20 protein-coding genes, 1 riboswitch and 1 other annotated feature are annotated in these 22,586 nt (G+C 35.2%); of the genes, 8 read left to right on the top strand and 12 right to left on the bottom strand.

What is annotated here, in order from left to right:
* Positions 1 to 231: 231 nt before the first annotated feature.
* The 6 genes from NST49_RS00595 to NST49_RS00620 form a co-directional block, all read right to left on the bottom strand.
* Positions 232 to 1,059: a hypothetical protein gene (locus NST49_RS00595; RefSeq protein WP_341046459.1), complete on the bottom strand. Its 828-nt coding sequence runs from the start codon at positions 1,057 to 1,059 to the stop codon at positions 232 to 234.
* Positions 1,060 to 1,342: 283 nt separating this feature from the next.
* The gene (locus NST49_RS00600; protein WP_341046460.1) at positions 1,343 to 1,726 is read right to left on the bottom strand and encodes a DUF956 family protein; all 384 of its coding nucleotides are present in this window, start codon (positions 1,724 to 1,726) and stop codon (positions 1,343 to 1,345) included.
* 155 nt (positions 1,727 to 1,881) lie between these two features.
* Positions 1,882 to 2,793, bottom strand: coding sequence for a PTS system mannose/fructose/sorbose family transporter subunit IID (locus NST49_RS00605; protein WP_341046461.1), 912 nt, complete (start codon positions 2,791 to 2,793; stop codon positions 1,882 to 1,884).
* A gap of 21 nt (positions 2,794 to 2,814) precedes the next feature.
* The gene (locus NST49_RS00610) at positions 2,815 to 3,615 is read right to left on the bottom strand and encodes a PTS mannose/fructose/sorbose transporter subunit IIC (protein WP_341046462.1); all 801 of its coding nucleotides are present in this window, start codon (positions 3,613 to 3,615) and stop codon (positions 2,815 to 2,817) included.
* Between the two features lie 38 nt (positions 3,616 to 3,653).
* On the bottom strand, positions 3,654 to 4,643 hold the full coding sequence (locus NST49_RS00615; RefSeq protein ID WP_187949172.1) for a mannose/fructose/sorbose PTS transporter subunit IIA: 990 nt from the start codon (positions 4,641 to 4,643) through the stop codon (positions 3,654 to 3,656).
* 326 nt (positions 4,644 to 4,969) lie between these two features.
* Entirely contained in the window at positions 4,970 to 5,725 is a 756-nt protein-coding gene (locus tag NST49_RS00620) for a class I SAM-dependent methyltransferase (protein WP_341046463.1), read from the bottom strand.
* A 232-nt stretch (positions 5,726 to 5,957) separates the two neighbouring features.
* Between NST49_RS00620 and NST49_RS00625 the strand changes: the two genes are divergently transcribed.
* From NST49_RS00625 to NST49_RS00640, 4 genes are all read left to right on the top strand, one after another.
* Positions 5,958 to 6,155 (top strand): helix-turn-helix transcriptional regulator, encoded by a 198-nt coding sequence (locus NST49_RS00625; protein WP_034538318.1) that lies wholly within the window; start codon positions 5,958 to 5,960, stop codon positions 6,153 to 6,155.
* A 2-nt stretch (positions 6,156 to 6,157) separates the two neighbouring features.
* Positions 6,158 to 6,598 carry a hypothetical protein gene (locus tag NST49_RS00630; protein WP_034538316.1) on the top strand — a complete coding sequence of 147 codons (441 nt, stop codon included), beginning with the start codon at positions 6,158 to 6,160 and terminating at the stop codon, positions 6,596 to 6,598.
* Positions 6,599 to 6,759: 161 nt separating this feature from the next.
* Positions 6,760 to 7,164 (top strand): Zn-finger containing protein, encoded by a 405-nt coding sequence (locus NST49_RS00635; protein WP_034538315.1) that lies wholly within the window; start codon positions 6,760 to 6,762, stop codon positions 7,162 to 7,164.
* A 232-nt stretch (positions 7,165 to 7,396) separates the two neighbouring features.
* On the top strand, positions 7,397 to 9,049 hold the full coding sequence (locus NST49_RS00640) for a peptide ABC transporter substrate-binding protein (protein ID WP_341046465.1): 1,653 nt from the start codon (positions 7,397 to 7,399) through the stop codon (positions 9,047 to 9,049).
* A gap of 967 nt (positions 9,050 to 10,016) precedes the next feature.
* Here the strand turns inward: NST49_RS00640 and NST49_RS00645 are convergent.
* From NST49_RS00645 to NST49_RS00665, 5 genes are all read right to left on the bottom strand, one after another.
* Positions 10,017 to 11,675, bottom strand: coding sequence for a peptide ABC transporter substrate-binding protein (locus NST49_RS00645; RefSeq protein ID WP_341046466.1), 1,659 nt, complete (start codon positions 11,673 to 11,675; stop codon positions 10,017 to 10,019).
* A gap of 170 nt (positions 11,676 to 11,845) precedes the next feature.
* Positions 11,846 to 12,122 (bottom strand) — a binding site (T-box leader).
* A 105-nt stretch (positions 12,123 to 12,227) separates the two neighbouring features.
* Complete coding sequence (locus NST49_RS00650) at positions 12,228 to 13,982, bottom strand: ABC transporter ATP-binding protein (RefSeq protein ID WP_341046467.1); 1,755 nt, start codon at positions 13,980 to 13,982, stop codon at positions 12,228 to 12,230.
* Between the two features lies 1 nt (position 13,983).
* Positions 13,984 to 15,699 carry an ABC transporter ATP-binding protein gene (locus NST49_RS00655; protein WP_341046468.1) on the bottom strand — a complete coding sequence of 572 codons (1,716 nt, stop codon included), beginning with the start codon at positions 15,697 to 15,699 and terminating at the stop codon, positions 13,984 to 13,986.
* A 129-nt stretch (positions 15,700 to 15,828) separates the two neighbouring features.
* On the bottom strand, positions 15,829 to 17,028 hold the full coding sequence (locus NST49_RS00660) for an MFS transporter (RefSeq protein ID WP_341046469.1): 1,200 nt from the start codon (positions 17,026 to 17,028) through the stop codon (positions 15,829 to 15,831).
* A complete protein-coding gene (locus NST49_RS00665; RefSeq protein WP_301426257.1) occupies positions 17,028 to 17,162 on the bottom strand; it encodes a hypothetical protein in 135 nt (44 codons plus the stop codon). Before NST49_RS00665 ends, NST49_RS00660 begins: the two co-directional genes overlap by 1 nt.
* A 477-nt stretch (positions 17,163 to 17,639) precedes the next feature.
* On the opposite strand from NST49_RS00665, the gene NST49_RS00670 reads away from it, so the two are divergent.
* From NST49_RS00670 to NST49_RS00680, 3 genes are read left to right on the top strand one after another with little or no spacing between them, the layout of a single operon-like run.
* Positions 17,640 to 18,257 (top strand): sugar O-acetyltransferase, encoded by a 618-nt coding sequence (locus NST49_RS00670; RefSeq protein WP_034538305.1) that lies wholly within the window; start codon positions 17,640 to 17,642, stop codon positions 18,255 to 18,257.
* A 23-nt stretch (positions 18,258 to 18,280) separates the two neighbouring features.
* Positions 18,281 to 19,282 (top strand): ROK family protein, encoded by a 1,002-nt coding sequence (locus NST49_RS00675; protein ID WP_034538303.1) that lies wholly within the window; start codon positions 18,281 to 18,283, stop codon positions 19,280 to 19,282.
* A gap of 16 nt (positions 19,283 to 19,298) precedes the next feature.
* Positions 19,299 to 20,093, top strand: coding sequence for a Cof-type HAD-IIB family hydrolase (locus tag NST49_RS00680; protein ID WP_034538300.1), 795 nt, complete (start codon positions 19,299 to 19,301; stop codon positions 20,091 to 20,093).
* Between the two features lie 214 nt (positions 20,094 to 20,307).
* Here NST49_RS00680 and NST49_RS00685 read toward each other — a convergent pair whose 3' ends face one another.
* Positions 20,308 to 21,498, bottom strand: coding sequence for a CapA family protein (locus tag NST49_RS00685; protein WP_341046470.1), 1,191 nt, complete (start codon positions 21,496 to 21,498; stop codon positions 20,308 to 20,310).
* A 295-nt stretch (positions 21,499 to 21,793) separates the two neighbouring features.
* On the opposite strand from NST49_RS00685, the gene NST49_RS00690 reads away from it, so the two are divergent.
* Positions 21,794 to 22,198, top strand: a complete 405-nt coding sequence (locus NST49_RS00690; protein ID WP_051932760.1) for a hypothetical protein — start codon at positions 21,794 to 21,796, stop codon at positions 22,196 to 22,198.
* 194 nt (positions 22,199 to 22,392) lie between these two features.
* Positions 22,393 to 22,558, top strand: a riboswitch (M-box (ykoK) riboswitch).
* Positions 22,559 to 22,586: the final 28 nt, after the last annotated feature.

The following is a 22,586-nucleotide window of genomic DNA, read 5'->3' on the forward strand; positions in this document are numbered from 1 at the left end:
TTTCTTTTGACCCTAGAAATGCTATTAACTCTAGAACTTTTTTTGTGAAAAAATAATCCTTTCAAGATAACTAATTTATTAATCTAAAAGGATTACCTTAATATTTAGTTATCTAATAATAACGTTTGTTTAATTTCTATTCATACAAAAATACCGATAATCAACTATTTAGAACAATAAGGAAAATTAAATTTACATTTTCTAGTAACTGACTCAAATTTTTTAGGATTTTTAATCTTCTGTCAGTATACGCACCCATTCTTTTTGTGCATCTTTATCTTCTGAAACTTCAAAAACAAATTTTTCAACTGCTTCAGCTCCTGGCTTAGTCAAACCATCATCAGAATACTCATCATAACCTGCACTAAAGCTTCCTATCTCTTCCACTGTTCCAATTAATTCATAAACTACTCCATTGTCTCCTAATAAATATTTGTGCATAGAATAGTTAAGATCTGCAATTTCATGAAATCCTACTGCAGTAGCTTGCGTTTCTGGGGTCCCATCGTAGCCCGTAATGCCTGAAAGTGAAGTATAAAATACTACCCCTCCCAAAGCATGTATATCAAAAGCATCATATCCAGGTAATGTTTCATCTAGGAATGGTTGTTGAACCTGAATTTCTCCATCTTCTGTTACAGCATACCAATCTCCTTTACCAGCAGCTCCATGATTAAAAAACAAATCAGTTACAGCCATATTCCCTTTCTCCGCTCTTGAAGCAGCCCATTCTAGAAAAGCTGATGTTTTTGCACTTGCTTCTTCAAAAGAATATTTTTTAACTTCAACTATTGGCTGATTACCTTCAGAGGTTTCTTCTTCATTTCCACTCTCTTTTATTTCTTTATCAAAAGAACTCTCGCTTTCCTCTACTTCTATTTTTTCAGAAGAAGCTAATTGTTCTTCTGAATCATAACTATTAATACTCTTACTGCTGCTTTCTTCCTGTTTCGCATTTTCTCCCGAACAACCAAATAAACTTATACTTAATCCTATCGTCAGTCCTAGCAACAAACTCTTCTTTCTTTTTTTCACTCCAAACATTCTATTGAATTTCATCTACTCAATTCCTCCAATTATTCAAACAAAATAATTTCAACTCTTAGTTAATAACTCTCTCTTTATTTCTTTATTTTATCATTTTTATCAGTTCTTTTATCATAATTTGCTTGTCTTTATACAGCAAATGGATTGTAGTGTTTTCAGTTCATGTTTTTTTCTATTTTATTCCTTCAATTCAATTGCTAGTTTATTTTCTAAGGTATAAATTTCAAAAAAAAAAAAAGATCCAGAACTGTTGAGTTCTAAACCTTAGTATCATTCTTTAAATAACTTGAATTTATTATTTCTTTTTCTTTTTACCACCCATTGATTTAAACGCACGTTTCAAAACATCAAAGAAGCTTAGTGAATGAACCATATGACTTGGGTCTACATATACCTGTATAGCTCGAAGTACCTTTTTAGGATTCTTAGATGAAAAGGTAAATGTTCCAGATCTCTTTGTTTCTATCGCATAACGTGGAATCCATTTTCCTTTAAACATAACTGAAGCAACAACATTCTCTACTTCTTCCCACGGAATTTGAACAAATTTACGCGCATCACGAGAATTAAAAAACTCAAATCCATTATCGCCGATCATAATTTTTCCGTAATCCGTCAATCCTGTAAAAGCGGTGGCGTCTGTTACTAAGTCTACTTTCGTATTAATTGATTCAACCATTCTATCCGCTCCATTTCTTTATCCTGTTATATTCATTATACGTTGTTACCTGCACTTAGAGCAATAAAAAAAGTGACTGAGAGAATCCCAGCCACTTTTTTTATTGCGAATTGTTAGTAATCCACAGGTTTCAAACGGCCTTTTTACAATTTATATTATAAAAGTCCGATTAAATGTCCACCAATACCGACTATGAATAAGCCAAGAATAATAACGATTGGACTAACTTTTTTCTTAAGCAAGAACATACAGAACATTGTTAAAGCCAATGCAGCTAATCCTGGAATCAATTGATCCAAGTTGTTTTGTAGAGTTGTTACTTTTGTAGGTGAAAGTGCCAATCCTGAGTTGACTTGTTCAAAGGCTTGACGAATTCCTTCGCCACCCATTGGAAGTTCATCCCATTTAATGTATGCTCCTTCATCTAGTTGAACTCTGGAAACAACTGGTTGGAAACTGATCGATACCCACCGCTGTACTAAAGCAGCTAATACGAACATACCTAGAATTGATGCACCTTTAGTAATGTCTTGTAATAATCCACCTGAAAGATCTTCAGTGATTTTAGAACCGGCTTTATAACCAAATTCTTGTGTATACCACATGAATCCCCAACGAATAAGGTTCCAAGCTACAAAGAAGATGATTGGTCCAAGAATACTTCCACCCATTGCCAATGATGCTCCTAGAGCACCTAACATCGGACGTACAGTAAACCAGAACACAGGGTCACCAACACCGGCCAAAGGACCCATCATACCAACTTTAACCCCTTGAATGGCTACATCATCAACTGGAGCTCCATTTGCGCGCTCTTCTTCAAGAGCTAAAGTAACTCCAAGAATTGGTGAAGCAATGTATGGGTGAGTATTAAAGAATTCTAAATGACGTTTTAATGCTGCTGCACGGTCCTCTTTAGTAGTGTATAATTTTTTAATTGCTGGAATCATTGAGTAAGCCCAACCACCATTTTGCATACGTTCATAGTTCCAAGAACCTTGGATAAACGTAGAACGCCATGCTACGGCTAAACGATCTTTTTTAGATAAAGTAATTTTTTCTGCCATGTCTCTTCTCCTCCTTCAGGATTAATAGTCGTTTAATATATCGCCAAGTGGGTCACCCGAGTTGCTTCCGCCACCATTTGAAGAACCACCCATTTTAGAAAGGTTCAAGTAAATTAGAGCGATAGCTACACCTAATGCACCAAGAGCAATAAGAGTTAATTGAGAAATTGCTGCTACTACAAATCCGATAATGAAGAACGGCCATACTTCTTTTGTTGCCATCATGTTGATAACTAGTGCATAACCAACCGCAACGACCATTCCACCACCGATAGCCATACCATCTGTTAACCAAGCTGGCATAGATTCTAAGAATGCTTGTACTGATGATGCTGGTATGAATAAAAGAGCTGCTGCTGGAATTGCAATACGAACCCCTTGCATAGCTACTGCACCAATGTGCAACATTTCAATTCTTTTGAAGTTTCCTTCTTCAGCTGCACTGTCCATCAAGTGAACAATAGGAACAGCTAAAGTACGAACAACCATTGTTAAGAAAAGTCCTGCTACTGCAAGTGGAACTGCAACAGCGATTGCTGCTGGAACGCCTTCAACGCCTTGTCCACCTAATACTAAAATAATTGCTGATGCAACTGATGCTAATGCAGCATCTGGTGCTACGGCTGCTCCAATGTTTGCCCAACCAAGAGCGATCATTTGAAGTGTTCCGCCAAGAATAATACATGCTGTTAAGTTACCTGTTGCTAAACCGATCAATGTACATGCCACTAATGGTTGGTGGAATTGGAATTCGTCTAAGATTCCTTCGATACCGGCTAGAAATGCAACAAGAATTACTAGAATAATTGATATTATAGACATAATAAGCCTCCTATTTAATTTAATATTATTTTATTAGTTCATTTTGCGCGTGCTAATTCATTTTTTGCTTTTTTAAGAATATCATCCATGTTAGCTTTAGAGTCATTTGGTACTTTACGTACATCAAATTTAACGCCTTTAGATTTCATTTCTTCAAAAGCCTTTACATCTTCTTGTCCCATTGAAAGAACTTTACTTACAACCACTTTACCAACTGAGTGTGCCATAGAACCAACGTTAACTTCTTTAATGTCTACGCCGCCGTCCATAACTCTGATAACATCTTGTGGATTTTCGAATAACAATAATGCTTTTGTTCCTCCAAAACGAGGGTCTTTAGCAATTTCAATCATTTTACTGATTGGAACAACATTCGCTTTAACTCCTGGTGGGGCTGCTTGTTCAATTAATCTCTTACGAAGATCATCTTTAGCAACTGCATCTGAAACAATGATAATACGGCTTGGCAACACTGATTTAGTCCAAGCAGTTGCTACTTGACCATGTAATAAACGAGAATCCACACGTGTCAAAACTAACTTGATTTTTCCATCGCCAACAACTGTGCCTGGTGGAATCGAACCTTGTACTTGTGCAGCAACAGGTGCAGCATTAGTTGTTTGTGGTTCTAACTCTTCAGGTCTAACTTTCACACCCTCTTTTGCTGTTTCAATGATATGTGCTGCAATTTCTTGCGCAGACTCCATTGACAAACGAGATGCATAAGCTTCAATTACCATTGGTAAATTTAACCCGGCAACGATTGCCCATTTTTCTTTGTGTTCTTCAAACAAAGTATTCGCTTGATTAAATGGAGTACCGCCCCATAAATCAACTAAGAATAATACTTCATCTTGATTATCAAAAGATGCAATTGCAGTTTTCATTTTTGCTTTAACATCTTCTGGTCCTTCGCTAGGCATTAAGGTAATAGCTTTAACATTTTCTTGTTCTCCAAAAATCATTGCGCCAGATTGCAAGATGCCTTCAGCGAATTCGCCATGGCTTGCTAGTATAATTCCTACCATATTTCTACCTCCTAAATGATCTATTTCTTACTTGCTAATTAGACACAACTTCCAGAAAAAATATCTATCGTTTTGTCTGTATTTAAAACCAACTTTCCTACTACTGTAAAAGTTCCCTCCTATCACTATCTGATATTTGTCCCTCACTTATATAAAGCAAGTATCGTGCCAAGTTTAGTGTATCGTTCAGAAAGGTTATCTTTCCAGCAGATACACTCCTCTGAAAAACAAAAAACGATACACTAATTAGTGTATCGTTTTTTAAATAGGATTATATTCATGTTTTATTTAGTGTATTATCAAAAAACACTACACTCTTTCACCTTTTATTTTTTTAACTTAAACACCATAAAATCAGCACATCTAAAGTCCTCTTCAAAAGAAGGGTATTTCTCTAACATTTCTTTCGACGGCACAGGTTCTACCATACATTCTAAAGTAAAACCAGTTTGTATGAGTGTATTAATATATGTCGTTAAAGTTCTATGGAAATAAACCATTTTCTCTGTATTTCCTAGTTTCTGCTCATAAGCTCCTTCGTAAAAATAATTATCTACATTCCAATGCAGTTTTTCTCCATTTTCTGTTTTTTCCCAACCACTACCCGGAGTAACAAAACAAGGATGCAGAATAGAAAAAACAAAGGTTCCTCCATCAACTAATAATCGAAACATTTCTTTGAATGTTTTTTTATAATTTTCCAGATCATGTATGACCATATTGGACACGATTAAATCAAAACTTGCATCTTCTAAACTATGTAAATCTTCACAATTACCTTTTATATAATGAATGGATAATTCGTTGGGCGTTCTCTCACGTGCAATTTCAATCATTTTTGGGGAATAATCTACTGCTGTTACGTTAGCATCAGACTTAGCTAGCAATCTGCTTAAATACCCTTCACCACATCCCGCATCCAAAATTTTTTTATTTTTTACTGTTCCCATCAATGAAAATAACGTTGGGTTCAAAAAAATTTCTTTATGTACATCTCCTTGCTCTGTATGACTTTTTGAATAAGTTTCTGCAAAGTTGTCCCATCTTTTAATAGTATCTTCTGTCTTTATATTTTTCTTCATTAATTAGTTTCCTCCAATACTTACTGAATTTCATATTCTTAACTATCTCTTATTCTACTATTTCCTGTACATTTTACTACTATTCTACCTAATATAATTCTCTTTTTTAGCTACTAAATGACTAAACTATCATAAAAATTAATAGTATAGTAAAAAATTTGACACCTTTTTTTGAATGGTATATCATTCTTGATGTAAAATATATTTTACGTTAAGAAAGGGAAATTTCATAATGGCTAAAAATTTACGTTTAAAAGTAGCTCGTGCTCAATACGAACTATCTCAACAACAACTAGCAGACGCCGTAAACGTAACACGACAAACGATCAGTGCTATTGAACGAGGGGATTACAACCCTACAGTTAATTTATGTATAGACATTTGTAAAGTATTTGACTTAACCTTGAATGACTTATTTTGGGAGGAATAATGATGAAACAATATGATGAGTATCAAAAGTTCATGAGATATAAATATGGTTACTATTCATTTATGACTTTAATTTTGCTAATTGTATCAAATTATATTTTAGGACTCATTTTTGAAGTTCAATGGGCTCAAACAAAAGAGCTGGAAACAATTATCATTACCTTTATAACGGTTTTGTTTTTTATTAATATCAGTGTTTATCACAATGCCTATTTTCGTAAAAATGAAGATAAAAAAGGTTCTATTATTGGGCTTCTGTTTTTAGGGATATTTAACATTTTTGTTGCCTACCAATCTTTGGGTGTTTACCCTGAGGATTTCATCTTAAACGGAAAAATAGGAGAAGGATTGATTCAATTTTTTTCAGGCCTAATGTTTCTATCTATTCCTATTACTTATTTTATTAGAGATAAAATCGATAAGAAAAGATCCGCTAAAGAATAAACTTCATTAATCAAAAAGAAATTGAATTTGTGGAACTCATCTTTCATTATTATCATTTATATCAGGATAAAAATCAGACTAAAGACGGTCGCAGGTTTTTCGTAAAATGGTATACTGTTTAGTATGTACTTGATAGAAATAGAAAGAGGCGACCACTTTACATGGGAAAATTAAGAGCTAAACTTCAAAAATTTATGATTGGCAGATACGGCGTAGATAAGCTTTCTAACTATTTGCTATACGGAGGACTGATTATCCTCGTCTTGGCTAATTTATTTCATTGGTCAATTATTGGATTACTAGGTTGGGCAGCCATTCTCTTTGGTTACTACCGAGCATTTTCCCGTAATCGGACAAAAAGGTACCAAGAAAACCAAAAATTTTTGACCTTCACACGTCAGCTAACTAGAAGTTGGAATCAAAAGCGCAATAAATTTTTACAACGAAAAGTATACAAATACTATGCTTGTCCCAACTGTCATAAAAAATTACGTGTGCCGCGAAACAAAGGAAAAATCACTATCACTTGTCCGCATTGCCGTGAAAAATTCATCAAAAAAACTTAAGTTGCTAGCTTCTTATCAAATAGCAATTGAAAACTAGAAACCTACTACAGTCTATCTTCTCCGATAGACTGCAGTAGGTTTTTTCATAATGCAATAACGCCTCTTAAAATACAGTATTTCGACCCTTTTATTCATAATAACCTAATTTTTTAGCTTAAATTACACATTTTTTGTATAGATATGTTAATATATTAAAATATCATTAATTAAATTAGATTAAGGAGTGTTTCTAGTGAGAACAACATATAAATTAGCAGCATCATTGAGTACCGTATTCTTATTAAGTGCATGTAGTAGTAATGGAGATACTTCTAGCACATCCAGCAGTGATTCAACGAGTAACAATTCAGAAGGACAAGTAGTTCACTATAGTGCACCTACAGAATTATCAACTATGGATACCGCGTTAATTACCGACATCAATAGCTCAAACTATTTAGGACATGTGATTGAAGGCTTATTGAGAATTGATGAAGAAGGGAATCCTGTACCCGCTATTGCAGCTGATGAGGGAACCATTTCAGAAGATGGACTTACATACACCTATAAGCTTCGTGAAGATGCTGTCTGGTCAAATGGCGATCCCGTTACTGCAAATGATTTCGTATATGCTATGCAAAAATTAGTTGACCCAGATACGGGTGCTTCATATAGCTATTTAGCTGAAACGATTGTAAATGCGAATGAAATTATGGCAGGTGAAAAAGAACCAAGTGAATTAGGGGTTACAGCTAATGGTGATTATGAAATCACTTTTAACTTAACACAACCAACACCTTACTTTGAATTCCTATTATCTTTCACAGCCTTCTTCCCTCAAAATCAAGCATTTGTTGAAGAACAAGGCGAAGATTACGGCACTACAAGTGATGCACTATTAGCAAATGGTCCTTTTATTTTAGATAATTGGGATGGAACCGGATTGACTTGGGACTTAGTAAAAAATGAAGATTACTATGCAGCTGACGAAGTAACTTTAGATACTGTCAATGTACAAGTTGTCAAAGAAACAAGTACCGGCGTCAATTTATTTGAAGGCGGGCAAATTGACAACTCTCAACTGACTGGTGAAATAGTTAAACAATACGCTGATAATGAAAATGTTGTCGTTCAAAAGAAAGCCAGAACTTCTTACTTGGAATTCAATTGGGACAACGAATACTTGCAAAATGAAAAATTAAGAGAAGCATTAGGATTGGTTATCAATACCGATGATTTAGTGAATACTGTTTTAGCTGACGGATCTACTGAAATCAGTGGATTTTTACCAGCTGACTTTGTCACAAACCCTTCTACAGGAGAAGATTTCACTGAAGAAACTGACTCATTCCTTTCTTACGATATTGAGCGTGCTCAAGAATTATGGGAAGAAGCCAAAGCTGAATTAGGCGTGGATAATATTTCCATCTCTTTCGTTGGGGATGATGATGAAAAAAGCAAACAAATCAGTCAATACATCCAAGGTCAAATTCAAAACAACTTACCTGGTATTTCTGTTGAGTTGCGTAATGTTCCTAAGAAGAACCGTCTTGCTCTAGCAGACTCTCGCGACTTCGATATCCTTCTTACTGGATGGGGCGCTGACTTTGCTGATGCCATCAACTTTATGGATCTTTTATATAGTGATTCAGCATATAATGAAGGCGGCTATTCCAACTCTGATTATGATGCTCTGATCGATCAATCAAAAACAACAAATGCTAATGATGATGAAAAGCGTTGGGAAGATCTTCAAGAAGCGCATAAAATCTTAACAGATGACTTTGCCTTCATTCCTTTGTACCAAGAAGCAGAAACACAACTACGGAACCCGGCTGTTAAAGGAATCATTTTCCATTCAGTTGGTGTAGAATTTGATTTAAGTCGCGCAAGTGTTGAAAATTAATTAATAATAAAAAAGAAGATATTTCCTGAAGTGACGGAATTATCTTCTTTTTTTGATGCATAACAAATATTTTTTCTTCTAAATATAGAATGATTTGCTTGGCATCGGTTTAACTAGAACAAGTTTATCCATAAGCTTAGCACGCTCGATAAGGGTATCTGCATTTAGTCAAACAGCATCACTCAATCAAGGTATTTTTAGTAATTTCTTTTGGTATTGTCCCTTAGATTTGGTCCTTTCAATAAGAATTCTATTTTAAATTGAACGAACTGATACTCATTTCATTAACTCAAACGGAAAACAGCTTTGAGTTGATCGAATTATGGCTTATTGCGTCTACTTAAATAAAAAATAGCTTTGAGTTAATCGAATTACGGCTTATTACGTCTACTCAAATGAAAAGTAGCTTTGAGTTGATTGAATTATGGCTTATTGCGTCTACTCAAATAAAAAATAGCTTTGAGTTAATTGAATTACGGCTTATTGCGTCTACTCAAATAAAAAATAGCTTTGAGTTAATCGAATTATGGCTTATTGTGTCTACTCAAATAAAAAATAGCTACAACCTTTGAATACTACTTATTCGTAATGTGCTATATTAATCCATTTAAATAGTTGTAACCTAAAAAGGAGGATTTCTCATGAACGAAATAACATTTAATGAACTGATTGAACGATCTAAACAAATAAGAGCACGTTAACATGACAAATGAAACGGATTTAGAACTTAAAATGGGAGAAACCATGTGATGGTTGATTGTACAAGCTGAAAGTTAGATAAGTTTTTGTCTACTACAAAAAAGATTAGCGAAATAAAACTATTTTTTTAGTGATCCAACATTTTATACAAGATCCATTTTTAAACACAAAAAACTATTGACACCACAACAAGTTCCTTTTTGGATCTTTGCTGGTATCAATAGTTTTCTTCATTATATTAACTAAAAGAGCAGGCTCTTATCAGATGCTACTCAGTCAAATAAGCTGTTCTGAAGTGGAAATAATCTCCATAAAGATGGTATTGGATTCCTTTTACTTTCGGATTAATCAAGTAATTTGATGCGCCTTGGTATAACGGAACTTGAGCTGCATCTTCTTCAAGTAAAATGGTTTCTGCTTGCTTGTAATCTTCAAATTGTTGATTCACATCATTTGCGTTTACCGTTTTTGCATCTGTCACTAATTGATTAAACTTCTCATTTTGATAGTTGCCATAATTATATGCAGAACCATTTTCATATAAAATGAAGTAATAACCTAAGTTATTATCACCGGCGATCCATCCAGAAATAGACATGTCATAATTTGAATCCGCACGTGTTTGGTTTACATTGTTTTTAGGTTGTTTATTTACTGTAACTGTTACGCCATCCAATGTTTCTTGAATCTGGCTTTGTACATATTCCGCTGTTTGAGTATTTGTGTAATCTTCTGCAACTAATAAACTCAATTCTATAGAATCTCCTAGATCTTCTTTTGCTAGATTCCATTCTTCCTGCGCTTTTTCAACATCGTATGTCAAATACTCACCGCTGTACTCTCTAAAATCAACATCCGTTTCCGGGTTTCGATAAAGATTATTCGGAATCAGTCCATTAAGTGCTACTGATCCATCATTTAGAACCGTGTTGACTAAATTTTCTTTATTAATAGAATGGGCAATCGCTTTTCTTAAATGTTCATTCGCTAAAGGCGTTCCTTCTTCTTTATTAAAATCAATAAATGTATTTGCTATATCATTATGAGAAACCAGCCCTTCATTATCTTGATATTGCGCTACATATTGACCAGTAATTTTAGTTAAATCTAATTCTCCTGCATTGAACAAATTAATACCAGTCTGATCTTCTTTGATCGTATTGAAATCAATTTTTGTTAATTTCACTTCATCAGCCGCATAATATTCATCATTTTTTTCTAGTGTCCAAGTCTCTTCACCTTGTGTCCAATTAGATAAAACGAATGGACCACTATAAATCGCATTTTCGCTAGAAGCTGCATAGCTGTCAGCTTGCTCCTCAACGTAAGCTTCATTTTGTGGAGCTAGCCAAACAACCGAAATCAATGTTAAGAAAGATGGCAGAGGTTCAACTAGTTCCACTTGAAATTCGGTATCGGATAAGGCTTCAACTCCTAGTTCTTCAGGCGCTTTCTCTCCTGTACGTACTTCCAATCCATTTACAACGCTATCCAGTAAATAAGCATTTGGAGCAGCTGTTTCAGGGTTAGCTAGTTTTGTCCAAGAATAAACAAAATCATGAGCAGTAATGGGTTCTCCATTACTCCATTTAGCATCATCCCGTAAAGTAAATGTATACGTTCGTCCATCTTCGCTGATTTCGGCTTCTTCTGCAGCTAAACCTGGAACTGGGTTGCTATCTTCATCCAAACGGTATAATCCTTCATATAAATGTTGAATAATCGTAAAAGTATTTTTATCAGTCGTTTGTATTGTATCAATACTCGTTATACTTGCTGGAACACTGACGCTCAATTCTTGCTGTTCCGCTAAACCATTTCCGTTACTTGATGTTTCTGAATCTTCTGCAGTTCCGTTTTGTCCACAAGCACTCAAAACTATTATTGATGCTAACGCAATAAATCCTTTTGTTATAGATTTAAACATTTATTTTCCTACTTTCTATTATAATTTTTTTGATGATACCTAGTTTTTTGAACATTGTTTCCCCTGCTTGCTCTCCCTCCTGTTCTCACAATTAAAAAATGCTTTCTGAACACAGAACCTCTAAAAAAAAGAACAAAAAAAGTCCTCCCTTCATATGCCGAAACATATGAAAGAAGGACGGAGATGTTAAATCTACACGTGGTACCACCTTTTTTCGCAAAAACATTACTATTTTTGCCTCAACCAGTACGCTTTAAAAATTACTTAAAAGTTATACTGTTCCACTGTAACGGGAGGACCCGTCTAATTTTAAAATAGCATCAACTGCTACAATCAAATTAGCCACTCCGAGACCATCTTCGAGTAGCATTTCTTTACCTGCTTTCACCTTACCAGGTTCTCTAAAAAAAGAAATGGATACTTTACTCTTCTCATCATTGTGTATATTTTTATCGTTCGTTAGTGTTCGTACAATTACCCTATCATACTGGACCTAAAGAAGTCAATTGCCAACTAATGAAAGGCTACCATTTTGAAATAATAAGCGTATTGCTAGTCTTCTACAGTAAACTGAGCTTTATGAAGTTTAGCATAACTTCCACCTTTTTCCAGCAATTCCTCATGTGTACCAACTTCTAGAATATGTCCTTGATCTAAAACGATAATTTGATCAGCATTCTTAATCGTAGATAATCGATGGGCGATGACAAAACTTGTGTGTCCCTCCATCATTTGCAAGAAAGCAGATTGAATTTTTTGCTCCGTCAATGTATCTACAGAGCTTGTTGCTTCGTCTAAAATCAACATATCCGGATTGGAAATCATCGTACGCGCAATCGTCAATAATTGTCTTTGACCTTCTGATACCTTTATTCCACTAGCTCCAATATTCGTGTCCAGCTTTTCAGGTAACCGAATCACATATTCATACATGTAAGTTTTTTTCAATGCGTCATAGATCATTTCATCTGTCGCTTCTTTATTTCCATATCGTAAATTAGCGCGTAAAGAACCATCAAAAAGCCAAGTATCCTGTAATACCATGCCAAAACTCTGACGTAAGCTGTCTCGTGTAATAGCGCGAATGTCGGTTCCATCAATAGAGATACTCCCTGCATCAACGTCATAAAAGCGCATAAGCAGATTGATCAATGTAGATTTTCCAGCACCCGTCTTCCCTACAATCGCAACTGTTTCTCCCGCATAAACTTTCAAGCTAAAATCAGTAATCAAAGGTTGGTCTTTTTTATACGCAAAATCGACTTGATCAAATTCCACTACACCTTTAGCATTCGTTAGAACCTTTGCAGTTATTTCATCAGGTTTTTCAATTGTTTGCTTCATGATGTCATAAGTTCGATCAAGTCCAGCTATTGCCAATTGAATTTCTGTCGTGATTCCGGAAATCTCAATAAACGGTTTTGTAAATTGTGTCGAATAAATCGTGAAGCTAGAAATAATTCCGATCGTCACACCAGTGTTGCCATAAATAATCAATAGCCCACCTACTAAACCTACCGCAATATACGCTAAGTGATCCACAACTCTTGAAAGAGGATTCGTTAAAGAAGAAGCAAATTGTGCTTTTTGTCCTTCTACATATAACCGTTGGTTGATGACTTCAAATTTTTCTTGAGAAGATTCTTCTTGTTGAAAAGCTTTAACAATTTTTTGATTTAGAATCCTTTCATTAATAAACCCAGATAATTCTCCCGTTATCCCTTGTTGACTTTTAAAACGATACTGAGAGGTTTTCGCTACAAACCACATCACAAAAAAGATTACGGGTGTTGCAACTAATACAACTAATGTTAGTATCGGACTTAAAACCATCATAAAAATAAAGGCAACCACTAATGTCGACACGCCAGAAAATAATTGCATCAATACAGAAGCAACGGCTACAGATACATTGTCCATATCATTTGTAAACCGGCTGACAATATTTCCATGAGCTGTTTGATCGTAATAGTTTAACGGCAGTTGATTTAAGTGGATAAACGTATCTTTTCGTAATTCTGCGATCGACTTGTAAGCGACTCGATTCGCTAAAATTTGGATCAACCATTGGCTCACCACTGTAACCAATAAAATTCCTGCTAATAAAAATAGTGTTCGATATAAAACAGAAAAATCCACTTCCCCTGCTCCTATTAACAAATCTACTCCGACTCCTATATAATAAGTCATTAAAACAACCGTTACCCCGCTAACTAAACCAAATAAACTGGCAAATCCTAATTCTTTTCGATACGCAGTAAGATATGGCCAAAACAATTTGAATCCTTTGGAAGATATTTTTTTCATCTTAAACCTCCTCCTGTGAAGCAACCAATTCTTGATAAGCTGCAGAATGTTTTAACAACTCTTCATGTGTTCCAACAGCTGAAATTCGTCCACTATCCATCAACAAAATCTGCTTGGCTTGCTGCAATGAACGGATACGTTGTGAAATAATAATAACCGTACCATTTAAATCATTTTTTAATGCTTCCCGCAAATCTAAGTCTGTTTGATAATCCAATGCAGATAACGAATCGTCCAAAATTAATAACTTTGGTTTACTAACGATTGCACGTGCAATCGTTAACCTTTGACGTTGACCACCAGAAAAATTTTTTCCATTTTCCATTACAAGAGTGTCCAGCTTACTTGGCAACTTCTGGACAAATTCTAAACATTGTGCTGTTTTCAACGCTTCCCAACATTCGTCATCCGTTGCATCCGTTTTTCCCCACTGCAAGTTCTCACGAATCGTTCCATGAAATAACACCGCTATTTGCGGTACCATTTTAATCTGTTTGCGCAATTCTTTTAAGTTCCACTCTTTGACATCTAGTCCCATAAAATCGACAGTACCGGCACTGGAATCATAAAAACGTGGGATTAACTGAGTCAACGTTGACTTCCCGCTACCAGTACCACCAGTGATGCCAATAACGGTGTTATCCTCTATCGAAAAATCAATATCCGTTAACGAAAGGCCAGCATCTTTACTATAACGAAAATCAACATGATTAAATTCAACCAGCGGCTGATTGAGTTGCTTCTCAATTTTGCCATTTTCTGGAGAAACTAGGCTTGGTTCAGTATCTAACACTTCATTTACTCGTTGCCCTGAAGCATATGCGCGGGTAAAGATAACGACAAGATTTGATACTACGATCAGTGCAAGCAACATCTGATTCATATAGCTAATCAAAGCTAAGATCTGGCCTTGTTGCAGTGTTCCTTCATTAACAGAAAAACCACCTAAGTATAATAGAGTAATAACCCCTAAATTCATAATTAATGTCGTACTTGGAGATAATAAAGCAGATATATTGGAAACTTTTTCGTTAATATCGGCCAATTCATCTGTCGTCTTGGCAAAAACCTTAGTATCCGTTTCTGTTCGGGCATAAGCACGAATCACGCGTACACCGCTCAAGTTTTGTGCAATCAGCTTATTCACTCTATCCAAACGCTGTTGAACTTTTTGATACAAAGGAACAGCATATCGAATAATCAAATAAAGTATGACACAAAAAATGGGTAGTAATAGAAGGTAAAGCATGCCTAAACGTGCGTCAATGATAAAGGCCATCAAAACAGAGCCCACGCTTAAAAAGGGAGCTCGCACGACAAGACGAATCAACATAGCCAAAGCCAGCTGTAATTGATTAATGTCATTGGTCATCCTTGTCACTAATGTATCTGTTCCAAAGAGATTGAGGTCATCATGGGAAAACTGATTGATTTTTCTCATCATTTGATTACGCAATTCCGTTCCAAACCCTTGTGATGCAATAGAAGAAAAATACTGACAGATCAGAGCACAAACTCCCCCAGCCACCGTCAGTAACACCATCCATCCTGCCATTTGCCAAATGCGTGTACTATTTCCAACGGCTATTCCTTCATCAATCAACATTGCCATCATTAAAGGTAAGAGCAATTCAAAGAAGGCCTCTAAAAATTTGAAAAAAGGTCCTAATATAATTTGTTTCCGATATCTTTTGGCATAGTGTAACAAGCGTACCAAACAATCACATCCTTTATTTCTACTAATGTGTATTATTATAGCCCAAAAAAACTTATGAAAAAAGGCAGTCGCTCTTTTCATAAGTTTTTTCTTTAGTTCTTCAAATTTTCCTAGTACTTTGGTTTTGGTTTATTCAATACTAAAATAGCCGAAAATACTAATAACTAAGCTGCAAATTCCTGCAATTAAAAACCAACTATTTATTCCTAGTAAATCAGTCATAGGTCCAGCTAAAAGCAATCCAACTGGCATTGCGATACTCATAATACTTCCATAAAAACTGAAAAAACGCCCCAATTTTTCTGCAGCAATCTCTTCTTGGACATAAGCAGTAAAAGGAATTGAGAATTGATTTCCAAACCCACCCATTAAAAATGAGAATAAGGCAAACAACCAAAATCCAATCAGGCTACCTGATGTAGCGCCTGATAGTACTGTCACTACGCTAATGCCTATCAGTCCATAAATACTCTGCTTGAGTTTATTCTGTTTTTTATTGAGCTTTCCAATAACTACAGCTCCTAAAAGCATGCCAAACGCATAAACAACTTCGATGATCCCCCCGAAAAGAGCGGATAATTGAAAGTGGTTCGTTGTCATTAAAGGAAACAGAGAAGAAAGCGGCAAGTAAAAGAACATGACAAAAACGCCAATAATAGTGACTTTTAAGATATTCTTGTTTTGAACAAATTCTCTAAACCCTAGCCTTAACTCTTCGAAATAAGATGAAGTTTCTCCAGAGGCCGTAATTTTTTTAATTTTTATTCTTCCGATAATACCGCAAGCGATTATTGCTCCTAAAGTATCGGTCAATAAAATGACCCACAGCGGCGCTATAGAATAAAGAACAGCCCCAATTACCGGCCCTAACATATAGGCACCTGATTGTAAAAATTGATTCCAACTATTAGCTTCTACTAATTCATCTGCCGGAACTAATGTTGGAACAATTGCTTGAATGGCAGGTGTATGAAATACACTTGCCACTGCTCTTAAGAACAAAGAAACTAAGATCAGTGTTATTTGTGCCTCAGCTATCACAATCGAAAGGGAAAGAAAAAGAGCAACCAGACCAGTAAACAGGTCAGCAATAATAACGACTTTCTTTTTATCCATTCTATCGACCCAGACTCCAGCAAAAGGACCTATGATCAGTTGAGGTAAAAAAGCAAAAAGCCCTGCTATTGATAATACTGTACCTGAATTTGTTTGACTTGCCAGCCACCACATCAAGGCAAATTGAACAGCTGAACTGCCAATCAAGCTAATGGATTGGCCTAAAATTAATGGGACAAATTGTTTTCGCCAATTTTTTGTTTGATTTTCCATTAAAGCGAAACTCCCTTCACCAAAGAGAATGCTTGAACTACTATTTTACCTAAAACATAATCAGCAGCCACTCGTTTTTTATTGCCAAATATTACTTTTATATCTTTTAATCTTATAGATAGATTTTTCATCATTTTGCACTCCTTAAATTAGGCCGTGCACTTAACAGATTTTTGGGTACGCAAAAAAGAGATAGATTTCTATCTCTTTTGACAATTTTCATATCTATCTTTTTAGATAAATAGAATTTGAAAAATGGACAGACTGCTCCCCTGTTTCTGCTAACATAACAGGACCTTTTGAATAATAGTATTTAATTATTACTTCAAAAGGTTAAAACGCAATCTCATAGATGCTGTCATTTTCCAAATCCTCCTTTGTACATTCCTATTCGTATACTAGATATCAATCGAATAAATCCATATCTTTCTACCAATGTCTCATAAAGCTTAAAGGAATTTTTTCAACTAGTCAAGTTTCGTTCTTTTTTGTTCCTCAAGTAAAATAAACAGCTTATATCATATGGTAATTTGTGATAAAAAATAAATTATGTTATCCTAATAAACATAATTAATAAACTTAATAAAGGTAGTTTGAAAGGATGGAAATAAGTGAGAACACAAAGAGAAAGAATGTTAGCGGGAGATTTATACATGGCTGGCGGTCCTGAATTACGTACAATGATTAATAGAAGCAGACGTTTAATAGACGAATTTAATCATTCAACATTTGATGAAAGATCTAAACGCGTAGAAATTATCAATGAATTATTTGGGCAAACTGGAGAAAATGTTTACATCGAGCGTCCGTTCCGCTGTGATTACGGGAGTCATATTACAGTTGGAAAAAATTTCTACGCTAATTTTGAGTGTATCATGCTGGATATCGCATCTATCACCATTGGGGACAACGTTATGTTTGGGCCAAGAGTCGGCGTCTATACAGCTGGTCACCCAATTGATCATGAAGTCCGTATTTCTGGGTTAGAATTTGGTACACCTATAACAATCGGAGATAACGTTTGGGTCGGTGCAAGTACCGTTATCAATCCTGGTGTAAATATTGGAAATAATGTTGTCATTGGTTCAGGATCTGTTGTCACTAGAAATATTCCAGATAACGTGGTTGCTGTCGGAAATCCTTGTCGAATATTGCGAACGATAACCGAAGAAGATAAAAAGTATTGGACAGATTTAAAAGAAGCTTACAGTGAAGAAATGAAAGATTAACCAGCAAAAAAGAAGGTGAAAAATTGAAATCCCACAAACCTAGAAATATAAAAAACCATAATCTAAATGTCCTTCGTAGCGTGTTAAGAGAAAATCGTTCTTTATCTACCAAGGATCTTTCAGCGATTTCTGGACTAAGTGTGGTTAGTATCAATAAGCTATTATCCGAGTTGGTGGAAACTGGTGAGGTAACCATACAAGAAAATCCAGCAATTACCGGTGGAAGACGTGCTTCAATTTATCAGTTCAATCAACATTTCACTCATTTTTTAGTTATTCAGTTTACGGAAAAAAATCAAGACATCATTGCATTATTTCATGTATGCAACTTATTTGGTGAGGTGATTGAAGAGAAGGAATTTACAAAAGATGAATTGATTTGGGATTTGCTTAAGCAAAATATTTCTGTCTTTATTGAGAAAGATCCTTCTATTAGCAGCATTATCTTTGGCATACCTGGTGTAGAAATTGAAGATAAACTCAAAATAATGGATTTTGAACCTCTATCTCATCTTAATCTGCGCCAGCTTGTGCAAGAAAAGTTTGGTATTCAGGTTATAATAGAAAATGATATCAATGCTGCCACATTAGGTTACGCTGTTGAATTAAATACATCAGATGAAATTTATGTTTCACTTTATTATCCAGAAAATTATCCTCCAGGTGCTGGCATAGTTTATGACGGAAAATTATTTCGCGGCAAACATGGCTTAAGTGGAGAAATCAAACACCTGCCTTTAACTAGTAATAAAGACATTTTTCCAAAGCCAAAGGAAGTTTTAGTGAAAAATATCTATGAAGCACTTCAAGTGGTTATTAGTATGTACGATCCTACTAGAATAGTCATTTATACCAACCACTTAGATTTTTCAAAGGATGATTTGGAAAATATCAGAATTGAACTTACTCAAGTCTTTCCTTACTTTGAACTTTCTGATTTAAGATTGGCTGAAAGCTTTCAAGAGGACTATTTACGCGGATTGATTCATTTAGGACTTGAAAATCTCATTCATTATATGGAATAGAAAAGAGGAACTCACTATGATCAAAGCAGTCGTTGTCGATATGGATGGAACTTTTTTGAATTCTAAGCACGATTACAACCGGGAATGGTTTAAAGAGATCTATCAAAAACTTTCAAAGCAGAATATTCGTTTTGTAGTAGCTAGCGGCAATCAATACGCTCAATTAAAATCATTTTTCCCAGAGTCACATGAAAACATTTCGTTTATTGCAGAAAATGGTGCCTTGATCTTTGAACAAAACACTTTAATAAGAGAACATCATTTCGAAATCGATCTTGTTGGTCAGATCATCACTTATTTAAAAAGTACACATCCAGATGTAGACATGATTCTTTGCGGTATTGCTAGTAGTTATATTGAAAAAAACACATCAAAATGCTTTAAATCAATCGCCCAAACCTATTACCATAAATTACAAGAAGTAGATCATTTACAAAATTTTTGCGAAGATAAGTATGTGAAGTTTGCTCTCAGCGTACCCGTTAGCCAAACAGAACAAATTCAAGACTCTTTACAAACTTATTTTGGTCATCAAATCGTTGCTGTATCTAGTGGTCATGGGAGTGTAGACATTATCATTCCTGGAAAACACAAGGCAGATGGACTAAGCTTTTTAGCAACTAAATGGGGTATTTCTCCAGAAGACATCGTAGCTTTTGGAGACGGAAATAATGATGTAGAAATGCTTCAATACGTTGGACATAGCTATGCTATGGAAAATGGCTCCTCATTAGTAAAAGAGGCCTCAAAAAATTTAGCGCCTAGCAATGACGAATCTGGTGTACTGCAAGTCATTGAAAAATATTTATAAAGAAACTCTCTAATCTTTTATTTATAAAAGAACTAGAGAGTTTTTCTTATTCTTAGGTACGTGTACAACAGCGACGATAAAAGGTTAGCCCATTCATAGTCGCTGCATTTTTAAAGCAGTAAATTTCCCTAATCGTTTAGTTAATCCTTTTACTTCTACTAGGTTTATTTCGCTCCTCATTTTGAATGGCTTTAATGATTGTGTCAGTTTGTTGCTATTCTTGTCTCAGAAATTCAGCATCAATGACATTTTCAGTAGTCTGCTGTAAAGATTCTTTTGAAAGTTGATTTCCTTGAGAGCTGTTAAGAGCATGCTGACTCGCAAGTTCTTCTGTATACTCATCCAGCTGATAAATCCTAAAGTGGTTTCTTGAATCAGTATTTTCATTTTTAATACCTGTATACTGCATGACTGTAGCATCCCATTTAACATTTTCAATAGCTTTCTCTTCTTCTGTCATTACAAAATCAAATGAAATCATTCCACCTAACATATTATTTTCTGTTCCAGTCGACATCGCAGACAGAAAGTTGCCTAGTGAGTACACGACCAATGTTTGATTGCCATTTTTTCCTTCTACCCACTCAACAGGTTGAATCACGTGAGGGTGGGTTCCAATCACAGCATCTACTTCTAAGTCCGCGAATAATTGTGCATAGTCTTTTTGAAAATCATTCGGTTCAAGCATATGTTCATCGCCCCAATGAGCAGACACGATAACGAAATCACTGACTTCCTTTGCCCGTTCGATATCTTGAGTGATCAAATCTTCGTCAAAATAATTCAAACGGTAAGACACATCCGGTTCAATTCCATTGGTCCCGTATGTATAGGCTAGAAAAGAAAATGTTACTCCATCCCGCTCAATGACGGGTATCGTATCACGCTCTTTTTGAGAATCAAATACTCCTGTAAAGACCATATCTTCTTGTTTGTCCCAGATTTCCAAGGTATTTATGATACCTTGTTTGCCTTTATCCAATGAATGATTAGATGCTCCATTGACTAAATCAAAACCTAACTCATTTAGATTACCTGCCATGTTACTAGGTGTATTAAACGTTGGGTAACCAGAAAATCCGAACTCATCTCCGCCAATCAATGTTTCTTGATTAATAAAAGCCAAGTCGACCTTTTCAATATCATCTGACACGTTCTCAAACATGGGTTTAAAATCAAAAGATCCGTCTTCTAATTGCGCTTCTTCAAAAATTACATTATGAATCAGATTGTCTCCCACCCCTAGAAAAGACACTCTCTTTTCTTCATTTCTCTGTTCTTCAAGATTACCAGATGATTCACTTGTTGAAATAATTTCTGATGAAGTTTCCATCGGTTCTTCAACCTTTTCATTTCCACAACCGCTTAGTAACAACGCTGCTAACAAAAACCCTATTTTTTTCATTTTCTTCCTCCAATTTATGTGTCATATTTCAAACCTTTTCTTTGTATTCTATGTAAATGGCAAAGTAAATGGCAAAATGTTTTTTTCTATATAAAATAATCGTAAGCGTTTTACACCTTAATGTAAAGTTTGATGAATCTTCTTTCTAATGAATTACTGTATGAAGATTCTATGCGGCAGTTCAAAAAAATTTTATCATTAAAATCAGGCTAAAGTCTGTCGCTGAACTTATTCCAAAATGGTACACTATTTAGTGCTATCCTTATGGAAGACATAGAAAGAGGCGAAAAATCAAATGAACAAAATGAGAACTCGTATTCAGAAATTCATGATTGGCAGATATGGTATAGATAAACTTTCAACTTATTTGCTTTACGGAGGTTTGGCTGTCGTTGTCTTATTTAATTTACTAAATTGGGAAATTGTTGGTTTACTCGGATGGGCAGCAATCATCCTTGGCTATTATCGAACATTTTCACGCAATCGGACAAAGCGGTATCAAGAGAATCAAAAATTTCTAACCTTTACTCGCCAACTTGTCAGAAAATGGAACAACACACGAAATAAATTTTACCAACGAAAAGTTTACAAGTACTACTCTTGTCCTAACTGTAAAAAAGAATTACGTGTTCCACGTAATAAAGGAAAAATTAATATCACCTGTCCACACTGTCACGAGCGTTTCATCAAGAAAACTTAACTGAGCAATTTTAAAAAAACAATACTTTAGAAACAGAACCCCCATTTCACAGTTGATTGGGCTTTTCCAACAACTGCATAATGGAGTTCTGTTTCTTTTGCTATTAAAACTATTTATACCCATAATAGCGTTCTCTGCTAGTCGAACAGCTTGACTTCTAAAAATCTTTGAGCTAGCATAGTAATTGAAATGAATAAGACTTCTGTTAGGTGAGGCTCCTATATGGAAACACGCTGCTGCCCAAAAACGTCGAGAGACACCAATGGGTCAACAGGAATGATCGAATTAAGGTCATTTTTAACGTAGCTGATGAATAATCTACGCCATATAGTGCTAAAACTCAACGATGGAGAAAGACTAAAGTTTTTTTGATGTGTAAAAAACTTTA

The sequence above is a fragment of the Carnobacterium sp. FSL W8-0810 genome (assembly GCF_038007125.1).
Classification (GTDB): domain Bacteria; phylum Bacillota; class Bacilli; order Lactobacillales; family Carnobacteriaceae; genus Carnobacterium_B; species Carnobacterium_B inhibens.

What these genes read in the sequence shown, in the direction of transcription:
- NST49_RS00595 (WP_341046459.1), bottom strand. Translation starts at nt 1,059, where the DNA reads ATGAAATTCAATAGAATGTTTGGAGTGAAAAAAAGAAAGAAGAGTTTG.
- NST49_RS00600 (WP_341046460.1), bottom strand. Translation starts at nt 1,726, where the DNA reads ATGGTTGAATCAATTAATACGAAAGTAGACTTAGTAACAGACGCCACC.
- NST49_RS00605 (WP_341046461.1), bottom strand. Translation starts at nt 2,793, where the DNA reads ATGGCAGAAAAAATTACTTTATCTAAAAAAGATCGTTTAGCCGTAGCA.
- NST49_RS00610 (WP_341046462.1), bottom strand. Translation starts at nt 3,615, where the DNA reads ATGTCTATAATATCAATTATTCTAGTAATTCTTGTTGCATTTCTAGCC.
- NST49_RS00615 (WP_187949172.1), bottom strand. Translation starts at nt 4,643, where the DNA reads ATGGTAGGAATTATACTAGCAAGCCATGGCGAATTCGCTGAAGGCATC.
- NST49_RS00620 (WP_341046463.1), bottom strand. Translation starts at nt 5,725, where the DNA reads ATGAAGAAAAATATAAAGACAGAAGATACTATTAAAAGATGGGACAAC.
- NST49_RS00625 (WP_034538318.1), top strand. Translation starts at nt 5,958, where the DNA reads ATGGCTAAAAATTTACGTTTAAAAGTAGCTCGTGCTCAATACGAACTA.
- NST49_RS00630 (WP_034538316.1), top strand. Translation starts at nt 6,158, where the DNA reads ATGAAACAATATGATGAGTATCAAAAGTTCATGAGATATAAATATGGT.
- NST49_RS00635 (WP_034538315.1), top strand. Translation starts at nt 6,760, where the DNA reads ATGGGAAAATTAAGAGCTAAACTTCAAAAATTTATGATTGGCAGATAC.
- NST49_RS00645 (WP_341046466.1), bottom strand. Translation starts at nt 11,675, where the DNA reads ATGTTTAAATCTATAACAAAAGGATTTATTGCGTTAGCATCAATAATA.
- NST49_RS00650 (WP_341046467.1), bottom strand. Translation starts at nt 13,982, where the DNA reads ATGAAAAAAATATCTTCCAAAGGATTCAAATTGTTTTGGCCATATCTT.
- NST49_RS00660 (WP_341046469.1), bottom strand. Translation starts at nt 17,028, where the DNA reads ATGGAAAATCAAACAAAAAATTGGCGAAAACAATTTGTCCCATTAATT.
- NST49_RS00665 (WP_301426257.1), bottom strand. Translation starts at nt 17,162, where the DNA reads ATGATGAAAAATCTATCTATAAGATTAAAAGATATAAAAGTAATATTT.
- NST49_RS00680 (WP_034538300.1), top strand. Translation starts at nt 19,299, where the DNA reads ATGATCAAAGCAGTCGTTGTCGATATGGATGGAACTTTTTTGAATTCT.
- NST49_RS00685 (WP_341046470.1), bottom strand. Translation starts at nt 21,498, where the DNA reads ATGAAAAAAATAGGGTTTTTGTTAGCAGCGTTGTTACTAAGCGGTTGT.
- NST49_RS00690 (WP_051932760.1), top strand. Translation starts at nt 21,794, where the DNA reads ATGAACAAAATGAGAACTCGTATTCAGAAATTCATGATTGGCAGATAT.